16 protein-coding genes are annotated in these 19,245 nt (G+C 71.9%); 13 read left to right on the forward strand and 3 right to left on the reverse strand.

Going from position 1 to position 19,245, the window contains the following annotated elements; genetic code table 11:
- Positions 1-164: 164 nt before the first annotated feature.
- Positions 165-4,445: a LamG-like jellyroll fold domain-containing protein gene (locus tag ACWDZ7_RS22910; protein ID WP_451799492.1), complete on the reverse strand. Its 4,281-nt coding sequence runs from the start codon at positions 4,443-4,445 to the stop codon at positions 165-167.
- A 187-nt stretch (positions 4,446-4,632) separates the two neighbouring features.
- Positions 4,633-5,163, reverse strand: coding sequence for a TetR family transcriptional regulator C-terminal domain-containing protein (locus ACWDZ7_RS22915; protein ID WP_451799493.1), 531 nt, complete (start codon positions 5,161-5,163; stop codon positions 4,633-4,635).
- A gap of 357 nt (positions 5,164-5,520) precedes the next feature.
- Between ACWDZ7_RS22915 and ACWDZ7_RS22920 the strand changes: the two genes are divergently transcribed.
- From ACWDZ7_RS22920 to rfaE2, 13 genes are all read left to right on the forward strand, one after another.
- Positions 5,521-5,793, forward strand: coding sequence for a hypothetical protein (locus ACWDZ7_RS22920; protein ID WP_451799319.1), 273 nt, complete (start codon positions 5,521-5,523; stop codon positions 5,791-5,793).
- A gap of 31 nt (positions 5,794-5,824) precedes the next feature.
- A complete protein-coding gene (locus ACWDZ7_RS22925) occupies positions 5,825-6,574 on the forward strand; it encodes a UdgX family uracil-DNA binding protein (RefSeq protein WP_451799321.1) in 750 nt (249 codons plus the stop codon).
- Positions 6,575-6,587: 13 nt separating this feature from the next.
- Complete coding sequence (locus tag ACWDZ7_RS22930; protein ID WP_451799322.1) at positions 6,588-6,785, forward strand: hypothetical protein; 198 nt, start codon at positions 6,588-6,590, stop codon at positions 6,783-6,785.
- Positions 6,786-6,915: 130 nt separating this feature from the next.
- Positions 6,916-7,278, forward strand: coding sequence for a DUF6479 family protein (locus ACWDZ7_RS22935; protein ID WP_451513250.1), 363 nt, complete (start codon positions 6,916-6,918; stop codon positions 7,276-7,278).
- A gap of 90 nt (positions 7,279-7,368) precedes the next feature.
- On the forward strand, positions 7,369-7,785 hold the full coding sequence (locus ACWDZ7_RS22940; RefSeq protein ID WP_451799324.1) for a CBS domain-containing protein: 417 nt from the start codon (positions 7,369-7,371) through the stop codon (positions 7,783-7,785).
- Positions 7,786-8,053: 268 nt separating this feature from the next.
- Positions 8,054-9,016, forward strand: coding sequence for an NAD-dependent epimerase/dehydratase family protein (locus tag ACWDZ7_RS22945; RefSeq protein WP_451799326.1), 963 nt, complete (start codon positions 8,054-8,056; stop codon positions 9,014-9,016).
- Positions 9,017-9,117: 101 nt separating this feature from the next.
- Complete coding sequence (locus ACWDZ7_RS22950) at positions 9,118-10,782, forward strand: carbamoyltransferase family protein (RefSeq protein WP_451799328.1); 1,665 nt, start codon at positions 9,118-9,120, stop codon at positions 10,780-10,782.
- A complete protein-coding gene (locus tag ACWDZ7_RS22955) occupies positions 10,779-11,882 on the forward strand; it encodes a glycosyltransferase family 2 protein (protein WP_451799330.1) in 1,104 nt (367 codons plus the stop codon). The genes ACWDZ7_RS22950 and ACWDZ7_RS22955 overlap by 4 nt, the downstream gene beginning before the upstream one ends.
- Positions 11,879-13,021: a glycosyltransferase family 9 protein gene (locus ACWDZ7_RS22960; protein ID WP_451799332.1), complete on the forward strand. Its 1,143-nt coding sequence runs from the start codon at positions 11,879-11,881 to the stop codon at positions 13,019-13,021. The genes ACWDZ7_RS22955 and ACWDZ7_RS22960 overlap by 4 nt, the downstream gene beginning before the upstream one ends.
- Entirely contained in the window at positions 13,018-13,983 is a 966-nt protein-coding gene (locus ACWDZ7_RS22965; RefSeq protein WP_451799334.1) for a glycosyltransferase, read from the forward strand. The genes ACWDZ7_RS22960 and ACWDZ7_RS22965 overlap by 4 nt, the downstream gene beginning before the upstream one ends.
- Positions 13,980-15,266, forward strand: coding sequence for a glycosyltransferase (locus tag ACWDZ7_RS22970; protein ID WP_451799336.1), 1,287 nt, complete (start codon positions 13,980-13,982; stop codon positions 15,264-15,266). The genes ACWDZ7_RS22965 and ACWDZ7_RS22970 overlap by 4 nt, the downstream gene beginning before the upstream one ends.
- Before the next feature lie 210 nt (positions 15,267-15,476).
- On the forward strand, positions 15,477-16,130 hold the full coding sequence (locus tag ACWDZ7_RS22975; RefSeq protein WP_451799338.1) for a D-sedoheptulose-7-phosphate isomerase: 654 nt from the start codon (positions 15,477-15,479) through the stop codon (positions 16,128-16,130).
- Entirely contained in the window at positions 16,127-17,515 is a 1,389-nt protein-coding gene (gene rfaE2, locus ACWDZ7_RS22980) for a D-glycero-beta-D-manno-heptose 1-phosphate adenylyltransferase (RefSeq protein ID WP_451799340.1), read from the forward strand. Before ACWDZ7_RS22975 ends, rfaE2 begins: the two co-directional genes overlap by 4 nt.
- A 199-nt stretch (positions 17,516-17,714) precedes the next feature.
- Here the strand turns inward: rfaE2 and ACWDZ7_RS22985 are convergent, their stop codons facing one another.
- Complete coding sequence (locus ACWDZ7_RS22985) at positions 17,715-19,001, reverse strand: MFS transporter (protein ID WP_451799342.1); 1,287 nt, start codon at positions 18,999-19,001, stop codon at positions 17,715-17,717.
- Positions 19,002-19,245 lie beyond the last annotated feature (244 nt).

Consider the following 19,245-nt stretch of genomic DNA (forward strand, 5'->3'; position numbering starts at 1 on the left):
TACGGCGAACCGGCGCGCTCTCGTTATGCCGTTCATCTTCAGCAATCAATCCTTTACGGCAACACCGGCCCGCACGGCTGTGCGGCAGGGCGTTGACAGGTCAGTGAGGAACACATGGCGGAGGTGTGCCGGGAAGGAGGAGATCACTCCCCGGCACACCCAGGTCAGCTGTCGCCCGGTACGTCGGTGGGCAGACCGAAGGAGGAAGTGGCCAGCTTGTTGACCTGCTCGTCGGACAGAGCGCCCTGCAGCGTCCAGACGTCATCAACCGTGCCGGCGAAGTAGGACCCCGCAGCGTCGCCCCTGGCTCTGCCGACCTGCAGAGACTTGGTCGCCGAGAATGCCAGGGCGTTGTCGGCCCAAGAGATCAGGTCCTGGCAGGCGGTGTCATCCGCATCGCCGTCACCGTCCACGTCACCACAGGCGGATTCCTGCAGTCTCCCGTTGACGTAGAGGCGGACTTCCTTGGCGAAGCCGTCGTACACCACCGCAAGGTGGTTCCAATCAGTGACGGATTCGAACTCGGTATGCGTCACCCGGGTGACCGGAGCGTCCGCGCTGTCCTTGGCCGGGAGGGTGAGCTCCCAGCGGCCCAGCCCTTCCTCGGGATCCTTGGCATCGGGCACAAAGCGGACCTCGAAGGCGCTCCGCGTGATGCCCTCCGCGCTGATAACGGCCATGTCGTGGTCCGGGGCGGCAGCCGCCTTGGCCCAGGCCGTGACGGTGAAGCTGGTCTTGGTGTCCATGGGCATCGTGGACGTGGCCGCATACGCGTCGGTGCCGTTCAGCTCCAGCCCCTGCGCGTCGATCCAGGCGGCACCGAGCTTGGCGCCACCATTCAACTTCATCGGGCGCTTCTCCGCCGAGAGGTCCGGCGTCGTCGCGGGCGTCGTGCTGCTCGCCTCCTCGAAGTTCCAGCGGCCCTTGACCAGCGGACGCCGGCGGAACATCTGGCGGACTTCTTCGGACGAGACCGGCCGGTCCAGCAGGCGCACGTCGTCGATGCTGCCCGGGAAGTGGTTCTTGACCTGGCCGCTGTAGCTGCCCGCACCGAGATACATGGACTGATCGGCATAGAACGCACCGGACAGCGGCACCGATCCGGCCTTGCTCCCATTGACATACAGGGTCAGCGTGTCGGCGACGGTGTCATGCACACCTACTAGATGTGCCCATTCCCCCACATATGCCTTGTCTTCGTCCGGCTGCATGGCACGGATGGGAGTCGCATCTGCCGCGTCGGCGGAGTACTGGTTGACCGCCCACCGGTTATAGGTGGAGGAGTAGTACAACTCGAAGCCGGGACGCTCCTTGCCGGCCTGTGAGGCGATGACCGCCGCACCGTCCGGCTTCTTGTCCAGCTTGGCCCAGGCGGAAACAGTGAAGCTGCGCGAGGTGTTCACATGCGGGCCACTGGTCTGGCCGATCTTCGCGTAGGCGTCAGCGCCGTTGAACGCGACAGCCTTGCCCGCCACTCCGGGCACGCCCGTGGTGACGCCTCCCTTGTACTGGGCGGGCAGCACGCCGCCGTGACCGGTGATCTCGGTGGCATTCGCCGCCTCGTCCAGATCGAAGACAGCCAGAGCCGGACGGCCCGGATCGCCGATGGTGTCCCTGGCGTGCAGCTTGTCGACCTCGTCCTGCGCCAGCGGCTTGTCGAAGAGCTGCACAGCGTCTATCGCACCAGGGAAGAAGGCCGAGGGCGCACCGCTGTAGGAGGCAGCTCCGAGCTGCAGGCCCCGACGTGCCTCCCACGGCTTGTCATAGGCCATCTTGCCGACCAGCTTGCCGTCGACAAACAACTCCAGCACGTCACGCGAGGAGTCATAGGAGCCGATCAGATGCGTCCACTTCCCGGCCGCTACGCCGCCGGGCTTGTCCGCCATCGCACGAGCGATCCCCGCGTCCGCAGTATCGGACTTGTACTGGTTGAACGCCCAACGGTCGTAGGTCTTGGAGTAGTACAGCTCGAAACCAGGACTGTGGTTGCCCGGCTGGGTAGCGATGACCGCCGCACCCTCCGGCATCTTCGACAGCTTCACCCACGCCGACACCGCGAACCCGCGGCTGGTGTCGACCACCGGAATGTCGGTGGAGGCATAACCATCAGTACCGTTGAACGACACCGCTTTGTCCTGCACGCCTTCCGCGCCCGGAGCGGCCCCGCCATGCAGTTGGGCCGTGCGCGGTGGCGTCGACCCCTTGGCCTCGGGCGCGTCGGCGGTCTCATCCAGCTGCCAGGTCGCTCGCTCCGGCTGACCGGCCTTGACCCGGTACTGATAGGTACGGATCTCACTGCCGTTGCCGGCGGAGTCGAAAGCACGGGCGGTGATGAAGTTCAACCCTGGCCTGCCGGGCAGCACCTTGGCGATCTTCGCTGCGCCACCGGACGTAGTGACCTTGTGTACCGGCGTCGGGTCGGTGTTGATGCCGTACCAGTACGACGTCACATCGCTGTTGGCGGCCTTCAGCTCAAACGAACCGTACTTGCCCACACCATCAAGCCACGGGTCCTGCGGATTCTCCGGGTCGGATTCCGGGTACTCGCCCGAGGACACGGCGGGAGCCTTGGGGACCTTGGTGTCGTAGACGAAGTAGCAGGCCGTCGGGCTTCCCGCGTAGGACCACGGTGAATACTGCGCACCGTCGTGCACGCGCGCGTACCAGTTGATCTCCTTGTTCTCGGGAATCGTTGAGGGCAGCTTGATGGTGAACTCGGAGCCGGAAGACTTTGCCGTGGTACGAGCCGGTTTCCAGCTGCCCCCGTCCCACTTGGCCTGTACCTGAAGTGAGACGGGGTCGCGGTCGGGGTCGCGTACCTCATTGACGGAGATATTGCCACGCGTGCGCACGCGCGCGGCGTTCCCGGAACTCTTGCAGGTGCCGCCGTACTGCATGGTGAGCTGGGAGGCCTTGAGCTGCGGAGGTGGACGGTTGTATGTCACCCGAAGAAACGCCTTGTCCGAGAACCGCTTCCAGCCGTACGCGTCCCCTTCATCCGCCGCCTGAAGGCCGAACGTCATGGTCTTGTCCCGGTTGTCGACGGCATCCTGGACGGCCGTCTTCACCGAAAACTCCGCATCCTTGGCAGAACACCCGTTGAATCCGTAGGCGAACGACTTCGATGACAGCTTCTTGTTCCAGAAACCCGACCGTGTCTGTGAGTTCCACGTCGTGGACGACGAAATGTCGTCGGTTCGCCACAGCTCCACAGTGCGGTCCGAGCAGGAGGCCGACCATGTGTTGCGGACGACGAACTCGGCCTTCAGGATCGACTTGCCCGTGTACTTGGAGATCGGCATGCGATAGAAGAGCCGTTTGGTGTCGTGCGGCTGGCAGTAATACCAGTTGCAGTATCCCAGGCCCGCATCGCGATCACCGTTGAACTTCCACTGCGGCGATCCTGCCCAGTGCTTCGACGCCATCGTCCAAGCCGTGGCCCGCGGAGCGTCCCACTGCGGGTCGATGAACACCGGGTACGTGGTGTCCTTCCCCTTAAGGACATCAGCGTCAGGCGTCAGCACCAACTCCTTGCCGCCAGAGGGCACTTCCACCTCGACTGGGGCGAGCTTTCCGGACTCGCCCGCTGCAGGCTCTCCCCCGACCACTGCCGAACCGCCCCCAGTGGCCGCCACTGCCTTCCGCGGCATCGCCCGTGCGCTCGGCGAGCTGGCGGAACCCGTGCTGGAGTCCCACATCATCGGCTTGGGCGCCTCGAAGACCACGCCCTTGGCTCCCTTGTCAACGGCCTGGAGTTCGCCTTGGGCGGTCTCCTTCACCTCCATACCGTCGGCAGCTACCTTGAGCCGCAACTGCGTCAGCTCCGGGCTCTCGGCTGCCTTGGCCGACTTCACCACCAGCAGTTGCGTGAAGCCGTTCTCCTGAGCCCCCATCCGCAGATCCACACCCGGCAACACATCGGCATAGGTGGCCGTCGCGCCCTGGAGCTGCGGTGCGGGCAACTTGCCCGGCCAGGACAGTGCGAGCTCACGGCCGGCCTTCGTCATTCGCACCAACGGCGCATCGCCGCCCCCGGAGAACTCCAGGCCCACCGTCGTCACCTTCGGCGCCACGGTTCCATCAGCAGACTTGGCGAGATCGGTGTCGACCGGCTTCCACTCCTTTCCCAGGCGGGCCCGGACCGGCCTCAAGTACTCCCGCCCCTCCAGGTTGCCGTCGGGAGTCGCATACACGTCGCTCGACTCACTGCGCTGAGAGAGCACCTCGACAGGCTTCCCCGTGCGCTTCGCCTCGATCAAGGCGGCCTCAGCGCTGGCCTCCCCGTCCGGGGCATCCTCGTCCTGGGTCTTCGTCGCTGCCGGCTCAGGTACGGACGCCACGGCCGCGGGCGCCGCCGGGACCAAGGTCGCAAACACCGCCACACCGACCAGACCTGCAAGTACCCCGGTCCCACCCCTGCCGCGCGAACGCGTACGCCTCCACATATCCCACCCAGCCATGTCACATAGATGAAGATCCCTTCACAAGGGAACTGACACGTGACTGTATGCAGCAAATAAGTAGGGAGACAGGGGACTAGTCGCCTCTGAAGTGCGCAAATGCCTCACCGTGAATGTGGCGTTGCCCATGGTTGTATCCGCCTGGGTGTCGACTTCGTAACTCTCCATGGCGCTATCCGCAGCTCCGACCACGAGTCAGAGAGACCCGATACCGCCGAGCAGGTGGGGGAGTGGGCAGACCCGTGGCCGCACGGCTGAGCCGAGGGTCGCGCAGGACCGCCTTCACCTCCGCGTACCGCGTGAACAGCCAGGCGAGTGCCTCCGTACAGCAGTCGCACCCGGCAAATGGGTTCTTGCGCTTGCGCTCGCTGGGTCTGGTACCGGACCTGGTGCGTACCCCCGTCGCGCTCGTCGAGGAGTCGCGGGCCTTCCCGGAGGCCCCGAAGACGCTGTCCAAGTGGTACCTGAGCGCCGCCAGCGCCGCCTCGGCGGAGACATCGAGGCCGGGGGCCAGTTCGCCCTCGGTCCGGGCGCGGCCCAGCACGTCGGCCAGCTGCTGTTCGAAGCGGTTGGGGCCTTCGACGAACGGCTTCTCGGCCAGCTCGGGATCGGTCATCGCGAGCACCGCGTACGAGGTCCACACGAGGCGGAAGACGCGGCTCTGCTCGGTGGTGGGCATCGACTCGGCGAGCAGCGCCTCGATGTAACGGCGTGTGGTCGTCGGGGTCGGCGATGTCCTGGTGCTGGATCCTGCTCATCAACGTCCCGATCGGCGCCCTGGCCATCACCGCGGCCCTGCCGTTCCTCGCCGCCGACGGGGAGCATGGGCGAGGCCAGCGCCTCGACGTGCCGGGCGCCGCGCTGGCGACGGCGGGCGTCGGCTCGCTCACGTATGGCATCTCGCAGATCAAGGGCCGCGGCTGGTCCGGGTCATGGAGCGCATCGGCGCCCGGCGGCTCATCGTGCTCAGCGCGGCTGTCTCTGCGGCGGGCTTCTGTGGCAGAGGCGCACCACGCCCGACAGCGGCTACCTCATCGGGCTGCTCGGCCCCGCCGTCGTCATGTCCGCCGGGATGGGCCTGCTGATCACCCCGATCACCACCACGGTGACCTTCGGGGTCGGCGACGTCGACGCGGGCTCCGGGAGCACGCCCGCCGCGCTCTCCGGCGACTACGGCCGCGCGTTCCTGGCCATGGCGGTCATGGCGGTCATGGCGGCCATGCTCGTCGCGGTGGTCGTGGGGGCGCTGGCGCTGCCCGTGGCGCGTGAGAGGGAGGGGGCCGGGCCGGGCGTCACTCGGCCGGGAAGTGAGCGTCCGTTGGCCGGGAAGTGAGCACGATGAGACGCTTTTCGTAGGAGGCGCCATGCCGGACCCGGACAAGAACGCAGCCGACGACGGGGCCCTGCCCTACGTGCCCGCACGAGGTGGGATCCCGTCCCTGCGCCGTGCCGCCGCCGACTGCCGCGGCTGTCCGTTGTACGCGAACGCCACCCGGGTGGTGTTCGGTGCCGGTCCCGCCCGCGCCCGCCTCATGCTGGTCGGGGAGCAGCCCGGTGACCAGGAGGACCGGGCCGGTGAGCCGTTCGTGGGTCCGGCCGGGCGCCTGCTCCGCTCGGCGCTGCACGAAGCCGGGATCGAGGAAGAACAGACGTACTTCACCAACGCGGTCAAGCACTTCAAGTTCGCGCCCGTCACCGAGGGCCGCAAGCGCCGCATCCACAAGGCGCCGAACCTGCGGGAGCTGACCGCCTGCCGCCCCTGGCTCGCGGCCGAGGTGCGGCGCGTGGACCCCGAGCTGGTCGTGGCACTGGGAGCGACGGCCGGGAAGTCCCTGCTGGGCAGTTCCTTCAAGGTGACCGAGTCGCGGGGCGCCCTTCTGTCCCTGACGTCGGGCGCGGACCTGCCGCTGGCCGCCGAGGACGAGAGCGACGGCGGCGGCCGTCACCTCCTCGCCACCGTGCACCCTTCGGCGGTCCTCCGTGCGAAGGACAGGGACGAGGCGTTCGGGGGACTCGTGTCCGACCTGCGGGTGGCCTCCCGCTTTCTGAGCACGGACAGTACGGACAGCACGGCCGGCACCCCCAGCACGGACAGCACCGCCAGCACTGCCTAGGAAAGGAGCTGGAATGTCGAATCCACAACAGCCCGAACTGCGGCGCAGCCGAAAAGGTGGCGCCACCCCGCAGGAGAGCGGTTCCACCAAGGCGTCACAACCCGGAACCTCGCGGGGCAAGGGCGGCGAGCCGCATGGCACGGACCGGGGTGCCAAGGGCGGCGGAAAGGGTGGCGGTACGCCGCCGGAACAGCAGCCGGACCACCCGTAAAGCAGATGGCGACGGCTTTCCCGGCGGTGCCCTTTCCCGGCGCCGCCGGGGACTGCTCCGTTTTCCGGCGGAGTGAATCGGCAGGCGTAATATTCAGCTATTTTTCGGGCGGGGCGGGTACAACACTCATATGGAATCCATGGAGTGGGAACTTGCTATCTCGCACACTGCCGCCCTGCTGATGTGGGTCGCCGGTGTCGTAGTGGTCGCGGTCCTTCTCGGCGCCTTTCTCCTGGGCCAGCGCGTCCGTGCGCGCGAGGCCAGCCCGCCGCGTCCGGAAGAACAGCCCAAACGGCCTTACGACGGCCCCGTCAGGGAAGAGCGGGAGTACCGCGAGCCGGATGAAGTGCCTCAAGACGGCGGCCGGCTCCTTCCGCACGAGCTGAAAGAGGGGTATGGCCAGTCGAGCACGCATCGCTGCGACTCGCAGGACCCGGCCGATCACCGGAAAGGCGACGGCGGCAGCTTCGGCAGCGGCGGCCTCGGAAGCTGAGCCGGCGCTTTTCGGGACCGACGCCTTTCCGGGCTTCCTTCAACCCCCCACAAGAGGCCCTTTCGGGCCGCGCACACCTAATGGAGTGACATGACTACCGCGAGAGACATCATGACCGGAGGCGCGGAGTGCATCGGCGCCGAGGAAAGCGTCCTGGTCGCCGCCCGGAAGATGACCGAACTCGGCGTCGGCGCGCTGCCGATCTGCGGTACGGACAACAGACTCAAGGGCATGCTCACCGACCGCGACATCGTCGTCAAAGTCCTCGGCAAGGGCAAGGACCCCGCGCAGACGAACGCGGGCGAACTCGCCCAGGGCGAGGCCGTCACCATCGGCGCGGACGACGACGCCGACGAGATCATGCGCACGATGACCACGCACAAGGTCCGCAGGCTGCCCGTCATCGACGGCCACGACCTCGTCGGCGTCGTCGCCCAGGCGGACGTCGCCCGTTGCCTCCCCGACCCACAGGTGGGCGACCTCGTCCAGGCACTCTCCACCGACTGAGCTGCCCCCAGCCCCCCAGCCCCCTCCGCGAGCACGGGACCCGGCGAGACCGCCGGGTCCCGCGCTCTGTGCGCCCACACCCCAGCGACGGCCCGCCGCCCATGACCGCCCACCCCTCACCCCGCGCGACTCACCCGAATGCCCTACACCACCGGGCCGTCACCGCGTGACTGACAGAGGCTGTTGCAGGACTGGACGGTGTCTCGGCGCCGTCGGAGCGGCCGGTGGTCGGCGCCGCACGCCGTCACCGCGTACGGAGGAGATCTGCATGACCACAGCTCTGTCGCGCACCTGGGAGCACGCCGTCGTGACCGGCGGCGCAGGCTTCGTCGGTTCCCATCTGTGCACCGCCCTGCTGGCCGCCGGGACCGCGGTGACCTGCGTGGACGACTTCAGCACCGGGCGGCCGGAGAACGTGTCGCCGCTGCTCGACCGCCCCGGGTTCAAGCTGATACAGGCGAACGTGGCCGAAGGGTTCGGCGTCGACCGGCCACCCGATCTCGTCCTGCACTTCGCCTCCCCCGCATCCCCGGCCGACTATCTGCGGCTGCCCCTGCACACCCTGGAGACCGGCAGCCTGGGCACCCGCAACGCCCTGCGCCTCGCGCACGGTTCGGGTGCCCGCTTCCTGCTCGCCTCGACCTCGGAGGTCTACGGGGACCCGCAGCAGAACCCCCAGGACGAGCGGTACTGGGGCCATGTGAACCCGGTCGGCCCCCGGAGCGTCTACGACGAGGCGAAACGATTCGGCGAGGCCCTGACCATGGCCCACGCCGACGCCGAGGGCACCGACACCGCCATCGTGCGGCTGTTCAACACCTACGGCCCCCGCATGCGCGGCCACGACGGCCGGGCCGTGCCGACCTTCGTACGACAGGCCCTGGCCGGGGAGCCCCTGACCGTCACCGGCGACGGCCGGCAGACCCGCTCGCTGTGCTACGTCGACGACACCGTGCGCGGCATCCTCGCGGCGGCCGCCCACGGAATGCGCGGCCCGGTCAACATCGGCAACCCCACCGAGATCACCATGCTCGAACTGGCGCGCCTGGTCATCGCCCTCACCGGATCCGGCTCGGAGATCCGCTTCATCGACCGGCCCACGGACGACCCCGCCGTCCGCTGCCCCGACGTCACGCTGGCGCGCGACAAGCTCGGATGGGAACCGCACGTGGACGCCGAGGAAGGCCTGCGGCGCACGATCGACTGGTTCCGCGCCACGGCGGACCACTGACCCGGACCGCGACGGCGCCCCGACCGGCACCCTCCCGCCGAATCCGGCCCGCCCGCGCCCGGCCCCGTGCCCTGTACCGCCAACAGAACCTCGGATCCCTCATGCGCATCCTCGGAATCAACGCACTCTTCCACGACCCCGCCGCCGCCCTCGTGATCGACGGCCGGACGGTCGCCGCCGCGGAGGAGGAGCGGTTCTCCCGGCGCAAGCACGGGAAGCGGCCCGTGCCGTTCTCGGCCTGGGAACTGCCCGAGCAGGCCGCCGCCTGGTGCCTGCGCAGGGCCGGCCTGCGCCCCCAGGACCTCGACGCCGTCACCTACTCCTACGATCCCGAACTGGCCCGGCCCGCCGGTGAGATGGGACTCGACGATCCCTGGGACCACCTCCGGCAGACGTATGCCCGCGAGGCCCCCGGCTTCCTCAAGACCGCGCTGCCCGGCCTCGACCCCGGCATCGTCCGCTTCGTGCCGCACCACATGGCGCACGCCGCGTCGAGCGCCTTCGCCGCACCCGACGCCGAGGACTCCTCCGTCCTGGTCCTGGACGGCCGGGGCGAGCGCGCCTCGCACCTCGCCGCGCGGCGCGTGCGCGACAAGCTCGAACCGCTGTACGCACAGGACCTGCCGCACTCCCTGGGGCTGGTCTACGAGGAGCTGACCGGGCACCTCGGATTCCTGCGCTCCTCCGACGAGTTCAAGGTGATGGCCCTCGCCTCCCACGGCACTCCCCGTATGCTCCCGGAGCTGCGCCGCCACGTGTATCCGACGGGCGACGGCGGCTTCCGCGCCACCGGGGTGCCCTGGCACGAGCTGTGTCCGCCGCGCGGCGCCGACGAGCCGTGGACGCAGGACCACGCGGACGTCGCCGCGAGCGCCCAGGCCGTACTGGAGGAGACGCTGCTCGACCTGGCGCGCTGGCTGCACGGCAAGACCCACCACCGGGTGCTCACGCTCGCCGGCGGTGTCGCCCTGAACTGCGTCGCCAACTCCCGAATAGCCCGCGAGGGACCCTTCTCCCGGGTCTGGGTGCAGCCCGCCGCCGGTGACGCGGGCACCGCCCTCGGCGGCGCGCTGCTGCTCTCCGCGGGACAGGGCGACGAGCCCGAGCCGATGACCGGCGCCGACCTGGGCCGCGACTGGTCGGACGCGGAACTCGGCGCCTGGCTGAAGACGGCGGCCGTGACGTTCGAACGGCCGCCGGACATCGCCGCGACCGTCGCGCGGGCGCTGGCGGAGAACCGGATCGTCGCGTGGTTCCAGGGCCGTTCCGAGTACGGCCCGAGGGCTCTGGGACACCGCTCGCTGATGGCCCATCCCGGGCACGCGGGCAACCTCGAACGGCTCAACGACGTCAAGGGCCGCGAGCAGTTCAGGCCCGTCGCCCCGATGGTGCTCGCCGACCGTGCCCCCGAGATCTTCGACGGGCCGATGCCCAGCCCGTACATGCTCTTCGTGCACGACGTGGCCGAGCCCTGGCGGGAGCGCATCCCGGCCGTCGTCCACGTCGACGGCACGGCCCGCATCCAGACCGTGGACCCGGCGCGCGAACCCCTCGTCGCCCGCATGCTCGGCGAGTTCGAGAAGCTCACCGGCCTGCCGGTCGTGGTCAACACCAGCCTGAACACGGCGGGCCGCCCCATGGTGGACGACCCGCGCGACGCGCTGGAGTGCTTCGGTTCCTCACCCGTCGACCTGCTGGCCATCGGCCCGTACGCGATCCGGCGCCAGGACCTCTTCCAGGCGTTCGAAGGAGGAGGAGTCCGATGACCGAGTACCTGATGGACCTGGCCGACACCGTCAGCACCGAGGGCGCGTACGCGGTGGTGATACCGACGCTCGGCAGGCCCAGCCTCAACACGACCCTGCGCGCGCTCGCCGACGCCGAGGGGCCGAAGCCGCTCCGCGTGGTCCTCGTCGACGACCGCCCCGGAACGGACGGCACGACCACCCCGCTGCCCGTCCGGATACCGGCCCTCCTGAGCCCCGTCACCATCGTGGTGAGCGGCGAGGCCCGCGGACCCGCCGCCGCGCGCAACACGGGCTGGCGGGCGGCCGGTCGCGTGCCGTGGATCGTCTTCCTCGACGACGACGTGGTGCCCGGTCCCGCCTGGTGCGACGACCTGGCCCTCGACCTCGCCGCGACGGCCTGCGACGACGGCGCGGTCACCGCCCGCATCGACGTCCCGCTCCCCACCGACCGCAGGCCCACGGACTGGGAACGCAACACCGCCGGGCTCGCCACCGCGCGGTGGATCACCGCCGACATGGCGTACCGGCGCGCGGCGCTGGAAGGCGTCGGGGGCTTCGACGAGCGGTTCCGGCGCGCCTTCAGGGAGGACGCCGACCTCGCGCTGCGGGTGCTGGCCGCCGGATGGGAGGTCGCCGCGGGCACGCGCACCACGGCCCACCCGGTGCGGCCGGCCGGCCGCTGGATCTCCGTACGCCTCCAGGCGGGCAACGCCGACGACGTCCTCATGACGCGGCTGCACGGCCGCGACTGGTGGACCAGGGCGGCCGCGCCACGGGGGCGGCTGCCCCGCCACCTCGCGGTCACCGCAGCGGCCGCCGGGGCGCTGGCCTGCGCCGCGCTGCGCAAGCCCGTCGCCGCAGGACTCTGCGCGGCGGCCTGGCTGGCCGGCACCGCCGAACTCGCCGTGGCGAGGATCCTGCCGGGCCCGCGGGACCGCGACGAAGTGGTCGCCATGGCCCTGACCAGCGTGCTCATCCCGCCCGCGGCCGTCTGGCACTGGCTGCGCGGCCACGTGGCGCACCACGGGGCGGCGCCCCTCGACCCGTACGCGGCCGCGCGCGGGCGTCCGCTGGGCGTGCCGCCGCGGTCGGTCCGGGACGAACGGATCCGCCGATGAGCGGCCACCCCGCCCCGCCCCCGCCCCGGAGCCGGCCGCGCACCCTCGTCGTGCGCCTGGACAGCACGGGCGACGTGCTGCTGACCGGCCCGGCCGTGCGCGCCGTGGCGGCCGGCTCCTCCTACACCGCGCTGCTGTGCGGTCCGCAGGGCGCCGAGGCGGGCCGGCTCCTGCCCGACGTCGACGACGTACGGGTGTACGACGCCCCGTGGGTGGGCTTCGAACCGGTGCCCGTGTCGCACGCGGCGACACGGCAGCTGCTGATTGAGCTGACGGAGGGCCGCTTCGACCGGGCCCTGGTGCTCGTCTCCCACCATCAGAGCCCGCTGCCCATCGCACTGCTGCTGAAGCTCGCCGGAGTCGGCTGGACCGCCGCCGACAGCGAGGACTATCCGGGCACCCTCCTCGACCTGCGCCACCATCGGCAGCCCCACCGCCACGAGGCGCAGGCCGCCCTGGACCTCGCCGAGGCCTGCGGTTTCGCCCTGCCGCCGAGCGACGACGGGGCGCTGCGCGTGGAGGCGAGCCCCGACACCACGCCCCTCACCGGCGGCGACCCCTACGTCGTGCTCCACCCGGGCGCCGCCGTCCCCGCGCGCGCCTGGAGCCCCGAGCGGGCCGAGCGCGCCGCGGCGGCCCTCAGCGCGGCCGGCCACCGGGTCGTGGTCACCGGAGGCCCCGGCGAACGCGACCTGACCGCGAAGGTCGCCGGACGGCACGCCCTCGACCTCGGCGGAGCCACCGATCTGCGGCGCCTGGCGGGCGTCATGTCCAGGGCGCGGGTGGTGGTGGCCGGCAACACCGGGCCCGCGCACCTCGCCGCCGCCGTTGGCACACCCGTCGTCTCCCTCTTCGCCCCGGTGGTGCCGGCCGAGCGCTGGGCCCCGTACGGCGTTCCGCACGTCCTGCTCGGCGACCAGCGCGCGGAGTGCGCGGGCAGCCGGGCGCGGCAGTGCCCGCTGGCGGGCCACCCCTGCCTCGACGGAGTCGACGACGCCGAGGTGCTCGCCGCCGTGACGACGCTCACCGGCCGGGCGCAGCCGACGACACCCCCCACCGATCCGACGACCGCGCCGCGCGGCACGCCAGGCAGCACGCCAGGCGGCACGCCCGAAACGGAACGAGGAGCGATCGTATGAACATCCTGCTGTGGCACGTGCACGGCTCCTGGACGACCGCGTTCGTCCAGGGCCCACACACCTACCTCGTTCCCGTGACACCGGACCGCGGCCCCGACGGGCGCGGCCGGGCCCGTACGTTCCCCTGGCCCGCCTCCGTACGCGAGCTGACCCCCGAGCAGCTGCGGGACGCCGAGGTGGACCTGGTCGTCCTCCAGCGTCCGCACGAACTGGAACTGGCCGAACGCTGGCTCGGCGGACGGCGCCCCGGCCGGGACGTGCCCACCGTGTACCTGGAGCACAACGCGCCGGACGGCGACGTCCCCGACACCCGGCACCCGTGCGCCGACCGCGACGACCTGACGCTCGTACACGTCACCCACTTCAACCGGCTCTTCTGGGACTGCGGCAGCACCCGCACCGAGGTGATCGAGCACGGCATCGTCGACCCCGGGCACCAGTACACCGGACGCCTCGCGCGGGCCGCCGTCGTCGTCAACGAACCGGTGCGCCGCGGCCGTCACACCGGCACGGACCTGCTCCCCGCCCTGAGCGAGGCCGCTCCGCTGGACGTCTTCGGCATGCGCACCGAAGGACTCGCCGCGCACCTCGGCGTCCCCGAGGACCGGTGCCGCACCGCCGACCTGCCGCAGAGCGAACTGCACGCCGCGCTCGCCGAGCGCCGCCTCTATCTCCACCCGGTGCGGTGGACCTCCCTCGGCCTCTCCCTCCTGGAGGCCATGCACCTGGGCATGCCCGTCGTGGCGCTCGCCACCACGGAGGCGGTCGAGGCGATACCGCCTGGCGCGGGCACGCTGTCCACCCGCCCCGAGGTCCTCGCGCGGGCCGCCCGGCGCTATCTGGAGGAACCGGGGGCCGCGGCGGAGGACGGCGCCCGCGCCCGCCAGGCCGCTCTCGAACGGTACGGACTCAAGCGCTTCCTGCACGACTGGGAGCGCGTGCTGACGGAGGCGTGCTCATGACCTCATCACTTGGCCCCTTCGACCCCGCGACCCTCTCCGCGGGGCCCGTCTTCGGCGCCGGAAGGCTGTCGATCGCGCTCGTCTCCGAACACGCGAGTCCGCTCGCCGCACTGGGCGGCGTCGACGCGGGCGGCCAGAACGTGCACGTCGCCTGTCTCGCGGGCGCCCTCGCCGACCGCGGCCACCGCGTCACCGTCCACACCCGCCGCGACGCGGCCGACCTCCCCGAAACGGTGGCGCTGCGCGACGGGGTGGACGTGCACCACGTGCCCGCGGGCCCGCCCGAGCAGATCCCCAAGGACGAACTGCTGCCCTACATGGGCGACTTCGGCCGCTACCTGGCCCGCACCTGGCGCGGCCGCCCGCCCGACCTGGTCCACTCCCACTTCTGGATGTCGGGACTCGCCTCGCTGTGGGCGACACGGCAGCTGGGGCTGCCCCTGCTGCACACGTACCACGCGCTCGGCACCGTGAAGCGCCGCCACCAGCAGCAAGCCGACCCCAGCCCGCCCAGGCGGATCGCCCTGGAGACGGAGGTGGGCTTCGGCTGCGACCGGGTCATCGCCACCTGCCGGGACGAGGTCGTCGAACTCGGCAGGATGGGCATCCCCGCCGGCAAGGCGAGCGTCGTGCCGTGCGGGGTCGACACCGAACTGTTCACCCCGCGCGGGCCGGTCGCCGAGCGGGGCACCGAGCGCCACCAGGTGCTCCAGCTGGGCCGCCTCGTCCCGCGCAAGGGCGCGGCGGTCTCCATCGCCGCGCTCGCCCTCCTGCCCGAGACGGAGCTGGTCGTGGTCGGCGGCCCCCCTGCCGACCGCCTCGGCCAGGACCCGGAGGTCCGCCGGCTGCGCGCGCTCGCCCGCGAGGCGGGCGTCGCCGACCGGGTCCGCTTCACCGGCGGCGTCCCGAGCACCGATGTGCCGGCGCTGCTGCGCGCGGCCGACGTGGTGCTGTGCCCCGCGGACTACGAACCGTTCGGCATCGTCCCCCTGGAGGCGATGGCGTGCGGCAGACCGGTCGTCGCCAGCGCGGTCGGCGGCCAGCTGGACACGGTCGCCGACCCGGCCACCGGTCGCCTGGTGCCGCCCCGCGACCCCGAGGCCCTCGCCGCCGCCGTCGCCGAACTCCTCGCGGACCCCGCGACGCGCGAGGCGTGCGGCGAGGCGGGCCGCCGCCGCACCCTGCGCCGCTTCGGCTGGGCCCGCGTCGCGGCGGCCACCGAGGCGGCGTACTGCGAGGTCCTGGACCCGCGCCCGGTCGCTACCGGGGCGGGGGTGGTGTGACCCGGGAACGGCCCACGCCCACCGCGCCGGACCACGGGCGTGGCGGTCGGGGCCCCGGCCGGCAGGGCGCCCGTGGCCACGATCACACGATCACCGCAGGCGGGTCTCCCGCCCGGCCGTCCCCCGCGTCCCCCGACCCACCGCGGAGCACCGACATCCGAAGGAGGTAGGGCCCGCCGCCGCCCCAGTGACGCGGCTCGCCCGAACAGCATGAACGAATCCCCTGCACTCGATGCCGCGCATCTGCACTGCCGGTCCCTGGAGCAAGCGCTCCGCCGGCTGCGCCGGGACAGCCTCGGCCCGATCGCGGAGTGGGGCGGCCGGCTCGCCGCCGCGTTGCCCGCCGGGAGCCGTCTGCTGGCCGCCGGGAACGGTGGCAGCGCGGCCCAGGCCCAGCATCTGACCGCCGAGCTGGTGGGCCGCTACCGGCAGGAGCGGCCCGCGTACTCGGCCATCTCCCTGCACGCGGAGACCTCAAGCATGACCGCCATCGGAAACGACTACGGCTTCGACCACGTGTTCGCCCGCCAGGTCTCCGCGCACGGCAGACCCGGCGACATCCTGATCCTGTTGTCCACGTCGGGCCGCAGCGCCAACCTGATCACCGCGGCGGTGGCGGGCCGGGCCGCGGGGCTGCGCGTCTGGGCGCTCACCGGGCCGGGCCCCAATCCGCTGGGCGAAGCGGCCGACGAGCGGCTGTACGTGGACGGAGACACCACGGCGACCGTGCAGGAGGCCCATCTCGTCGCCGTCCACCTGCTCTGCGAGGCCTTCGACGCGGCGCTCGCCGGGCCCCGGCCCGTCACCGCCACCATCGGCAGGGCCGAGCCCGCCGCGGTCCCCGTCCATGGGAGGACCCCGTGACCGGACCCAAGCCGCTCGTCGTCGTCGGAGACGTCCTGCTCGACGAGGACATCGAAGGGGTCGCCACCCGGCTCTCCCCGGACGCCCCCGCCCCGGTCGTCGACGTCACCGGCGACCGGCGCCATCCCGGCGGCGCCGGACTCGCCGCGGCGCTCGCGGCCCGCGGCGGCCGCGAGGTGGTCCTCGTGACCGCGCTCGGCGACGACCCCGCGAGTGAATCCGTCCGCCGGGAACTCAAGGGCCGCGTGCGCCTGGTGGAGCTGCCGCTGAACGGCACCCTGCCGGTGAAGACGCGCGTCCTGGCGTCCGGCCGTCCCCTGGTGCGCATCGACCGCGGCGGCGGCACACCGGGCGAGCCCGACGCGGCGGTCCGCGACGCGCTGGCGCAGGCCCACGCCGTCCTCGTCGCCGACTACGGACGGCACACGGCGAGCGCCGTACGAGAGCATCTGACGGCCGTCACCCCACGTACGCCCCTGGTCTGGGACCCACACCCCAAGGGCGACACCCCCGTCCCCGGGGCGCGGCTCGTCACCCCCAACGCGGCGGAGATCCGCGCCCTGTGCCCGCGCGACGGCGAGACACTGCGTTCGTACGCCGAGCGGGGCACGGAACTCGCCGACCGCTGGCGCGCCGCCGGTGTCGCCGTCACCCTCGGCGAGCGCGGCGTCCTGCTGACCAGGCCCGGATCCGGTACGCCGATGCTCGTACCGGCGCCCTACCACGCCACCGGCGACCCGTGCGGCGCGGGAGACTGCTTCGCCGCCACGACCGCCGCGGCGCTCGCGGACGGGGCGCTCCCCGAAGAGGCCCTGCAACGGGCGGTCGCCGAAGCGGCCGCGTTCGTGTCGGCGGGCGGCGCCACGAATCCGGGCCTGTGGCGGACGACGCCCGCCCCGGGCGGCGAGGAGACGCCGGGCACCGACGCGTTCGCCCTCGCGGAGCGGGTACGCGCGCGTGGCGGCACGGTCGTGGCGACCGGCGGCTGCTTCGACCTGCTCCACGCCGGGCACGTCGGGCTGCTGGAGAGCGCCCGGCGCATCGGCGACTGCCTGATCGTCTGCCTCAACTCCGACGAGTCACTGGCCCGCCGCAAGGGCCCCGGCCGGCCGCTCAACCACGAGGCGGACCGCGTACGTGTCCTCGAGGCGCTCGGCAGCGTCGACGCGGTCGCCGTCTTCGAGGAGGACACCCCGGGGGAGCTGCTGAGCAGGCTGCGGCCCGACGTGTGGGTCAAGGGCGGCGACTACTCCGTCCAGGACCTGCCGGAGGCGGAGACGCTGCGGGCGTGGGGTGGGCAGGCGGTCGTTCTGCCGTATCTGGACGGCCGCTCCACCACGCTGCTGGCTCGGCGGGCCGCGGTCGCCGCGGGGACGCGGCGCTGAGCCGGGGCCTCTTTGAGTGGCGCCCTGGGTGTCCCCAGTGCCGTTTTCTCGCCTGCGGCGGGCTTCTCGCGCGGTCGCGTCTGCCCGCCGGGAGTCCCTTTGCGGGTGCGGTGTGTCCTTGGTTGCTCGCGCAGTTCCTCGCGCCCCTGGCGGGGCGCTCTTGGGGTGCGGGGCGGGATCGGTCGGTCGGGCGCGTTTCTTAGGCGGCCGTGCTCAACGCCGGCTGGCTGGGGGTGTCCAGTTCCTCCTTGTGGAGGAGGACCGGCTTGGGGGTGCGGCGCTTGCGGAGGAGCAGGCCTGCTCCGATGGAGCCCGCGATGATCAGGCCGCCCGACACCAGGGCGCCACGGGCGCCGGCCAGTTCCATGAGGAGGCCGAGCGCGGGCGGGCCCGCGAGGCCCCAGCCCGTGCTGATGCTTCCCCAGACGCCGAGCACACGGCCCCGCAGATGGGCGGGCGGGTCCGTCTGGAGGACGGTCGTCCCCGCCGTGTCCGAGACGGACTCGACGACGGCCATGGGCAGGACCAGGACCAGCAGTACCGCGAAGGAGGGGGAGAACCCCGCCACCACCTGGAGCAGGGCACCCGCCGCGGCCAGCAGACCCACGAGCCGCACAGACGGCCGGCGCAGCCTGGCGCCGAGGACCGCGCCGATGATGCCGCCGACGGCCAGGACGGTGGAGACCGTGCCGAACGAACCGGCGCCCCCGGCGAGCGGCCCCGTGACGAGCACGGCCAGGGTCAGCGTGTAGTTCCGTCCGAAGACCGCGCTGATGCCGGTGATGCCCGCGAGGGCCACGAGGCGGGGCCGCCGCATGAAGAACGCCAGGCCCTGCCGCACGGTCATGTCCTGGCCGACGGGCTCGGGCTCGGGGGCAGGGGCGGAGCCGCGCTGCGCCGGGACAAGAGGCCGGTCGGCCACCGCACCGCGCAGCGCCCCGTACGCGGGACGCAGGAAGGGGATGACCGCGGCGACGAAGAGGAACGACACACCGTTGGCGGCGTACGCGGCGGCCGTGCCGAGGAAGCTGACCGTGACACCGCCGAGGGCGGCACCGGCGAGGCGACCCGCACTGTGGACGAGCGAGCCCACGCCGATGGCGGAGGGCACGTCCTCCGGCGGCACGAGGTCATTGCCCAGCAGGGCGCACGCGGGCCCGTCGACCGTGGCGATGACGCCGGTGACGGCGGCCAGCACCAGCAGGACGGTCAGGTCGAGCCGGCCGCAGGCCACGAGGGCGGCCGTCGTGAAGGCGATGGCGCCGAGGAGGGCCTGGCTGACCGTGGCGGTCACCTTGCGGGGCCACCGGTCGACGACGGCACCGCCCACGACGCTCATGAGCAGCGCGGGCGCGGCCTGCACGGACATGGAGAGGCCCGTGGCGGCGGCGGACCCGGTGATCTGCAGGACCAGCAGGTTCTGCACGGTCAGCTGCATCCACGTACCGGCGTTCGACACGAAGTTGGCGACCGACCACCAGCGCATGCTGCGGTACTTCAGAGACCGCCACGGCGAATGGGACGGGTCCGCGGACGGCGCGGAGGCAGGGGGAGGGGCAGGGGAGGAGGACACGGAGGACACGGAAGACACAGAAGACACAGAAGACACAGGGGCACTCGGAGACTCGGAGGCAGCCCGAAGGGACTCAGGCGGGGGCATCGGCGGGAGCTCGGGACACCGGCGGCACTGCGCGGTCACTCCAGCGGATCTGTGGGGCGGCCGCGCAGCC

This window comes from Streptomyces sp. NPDC003032, assembly GCF_053591415.1.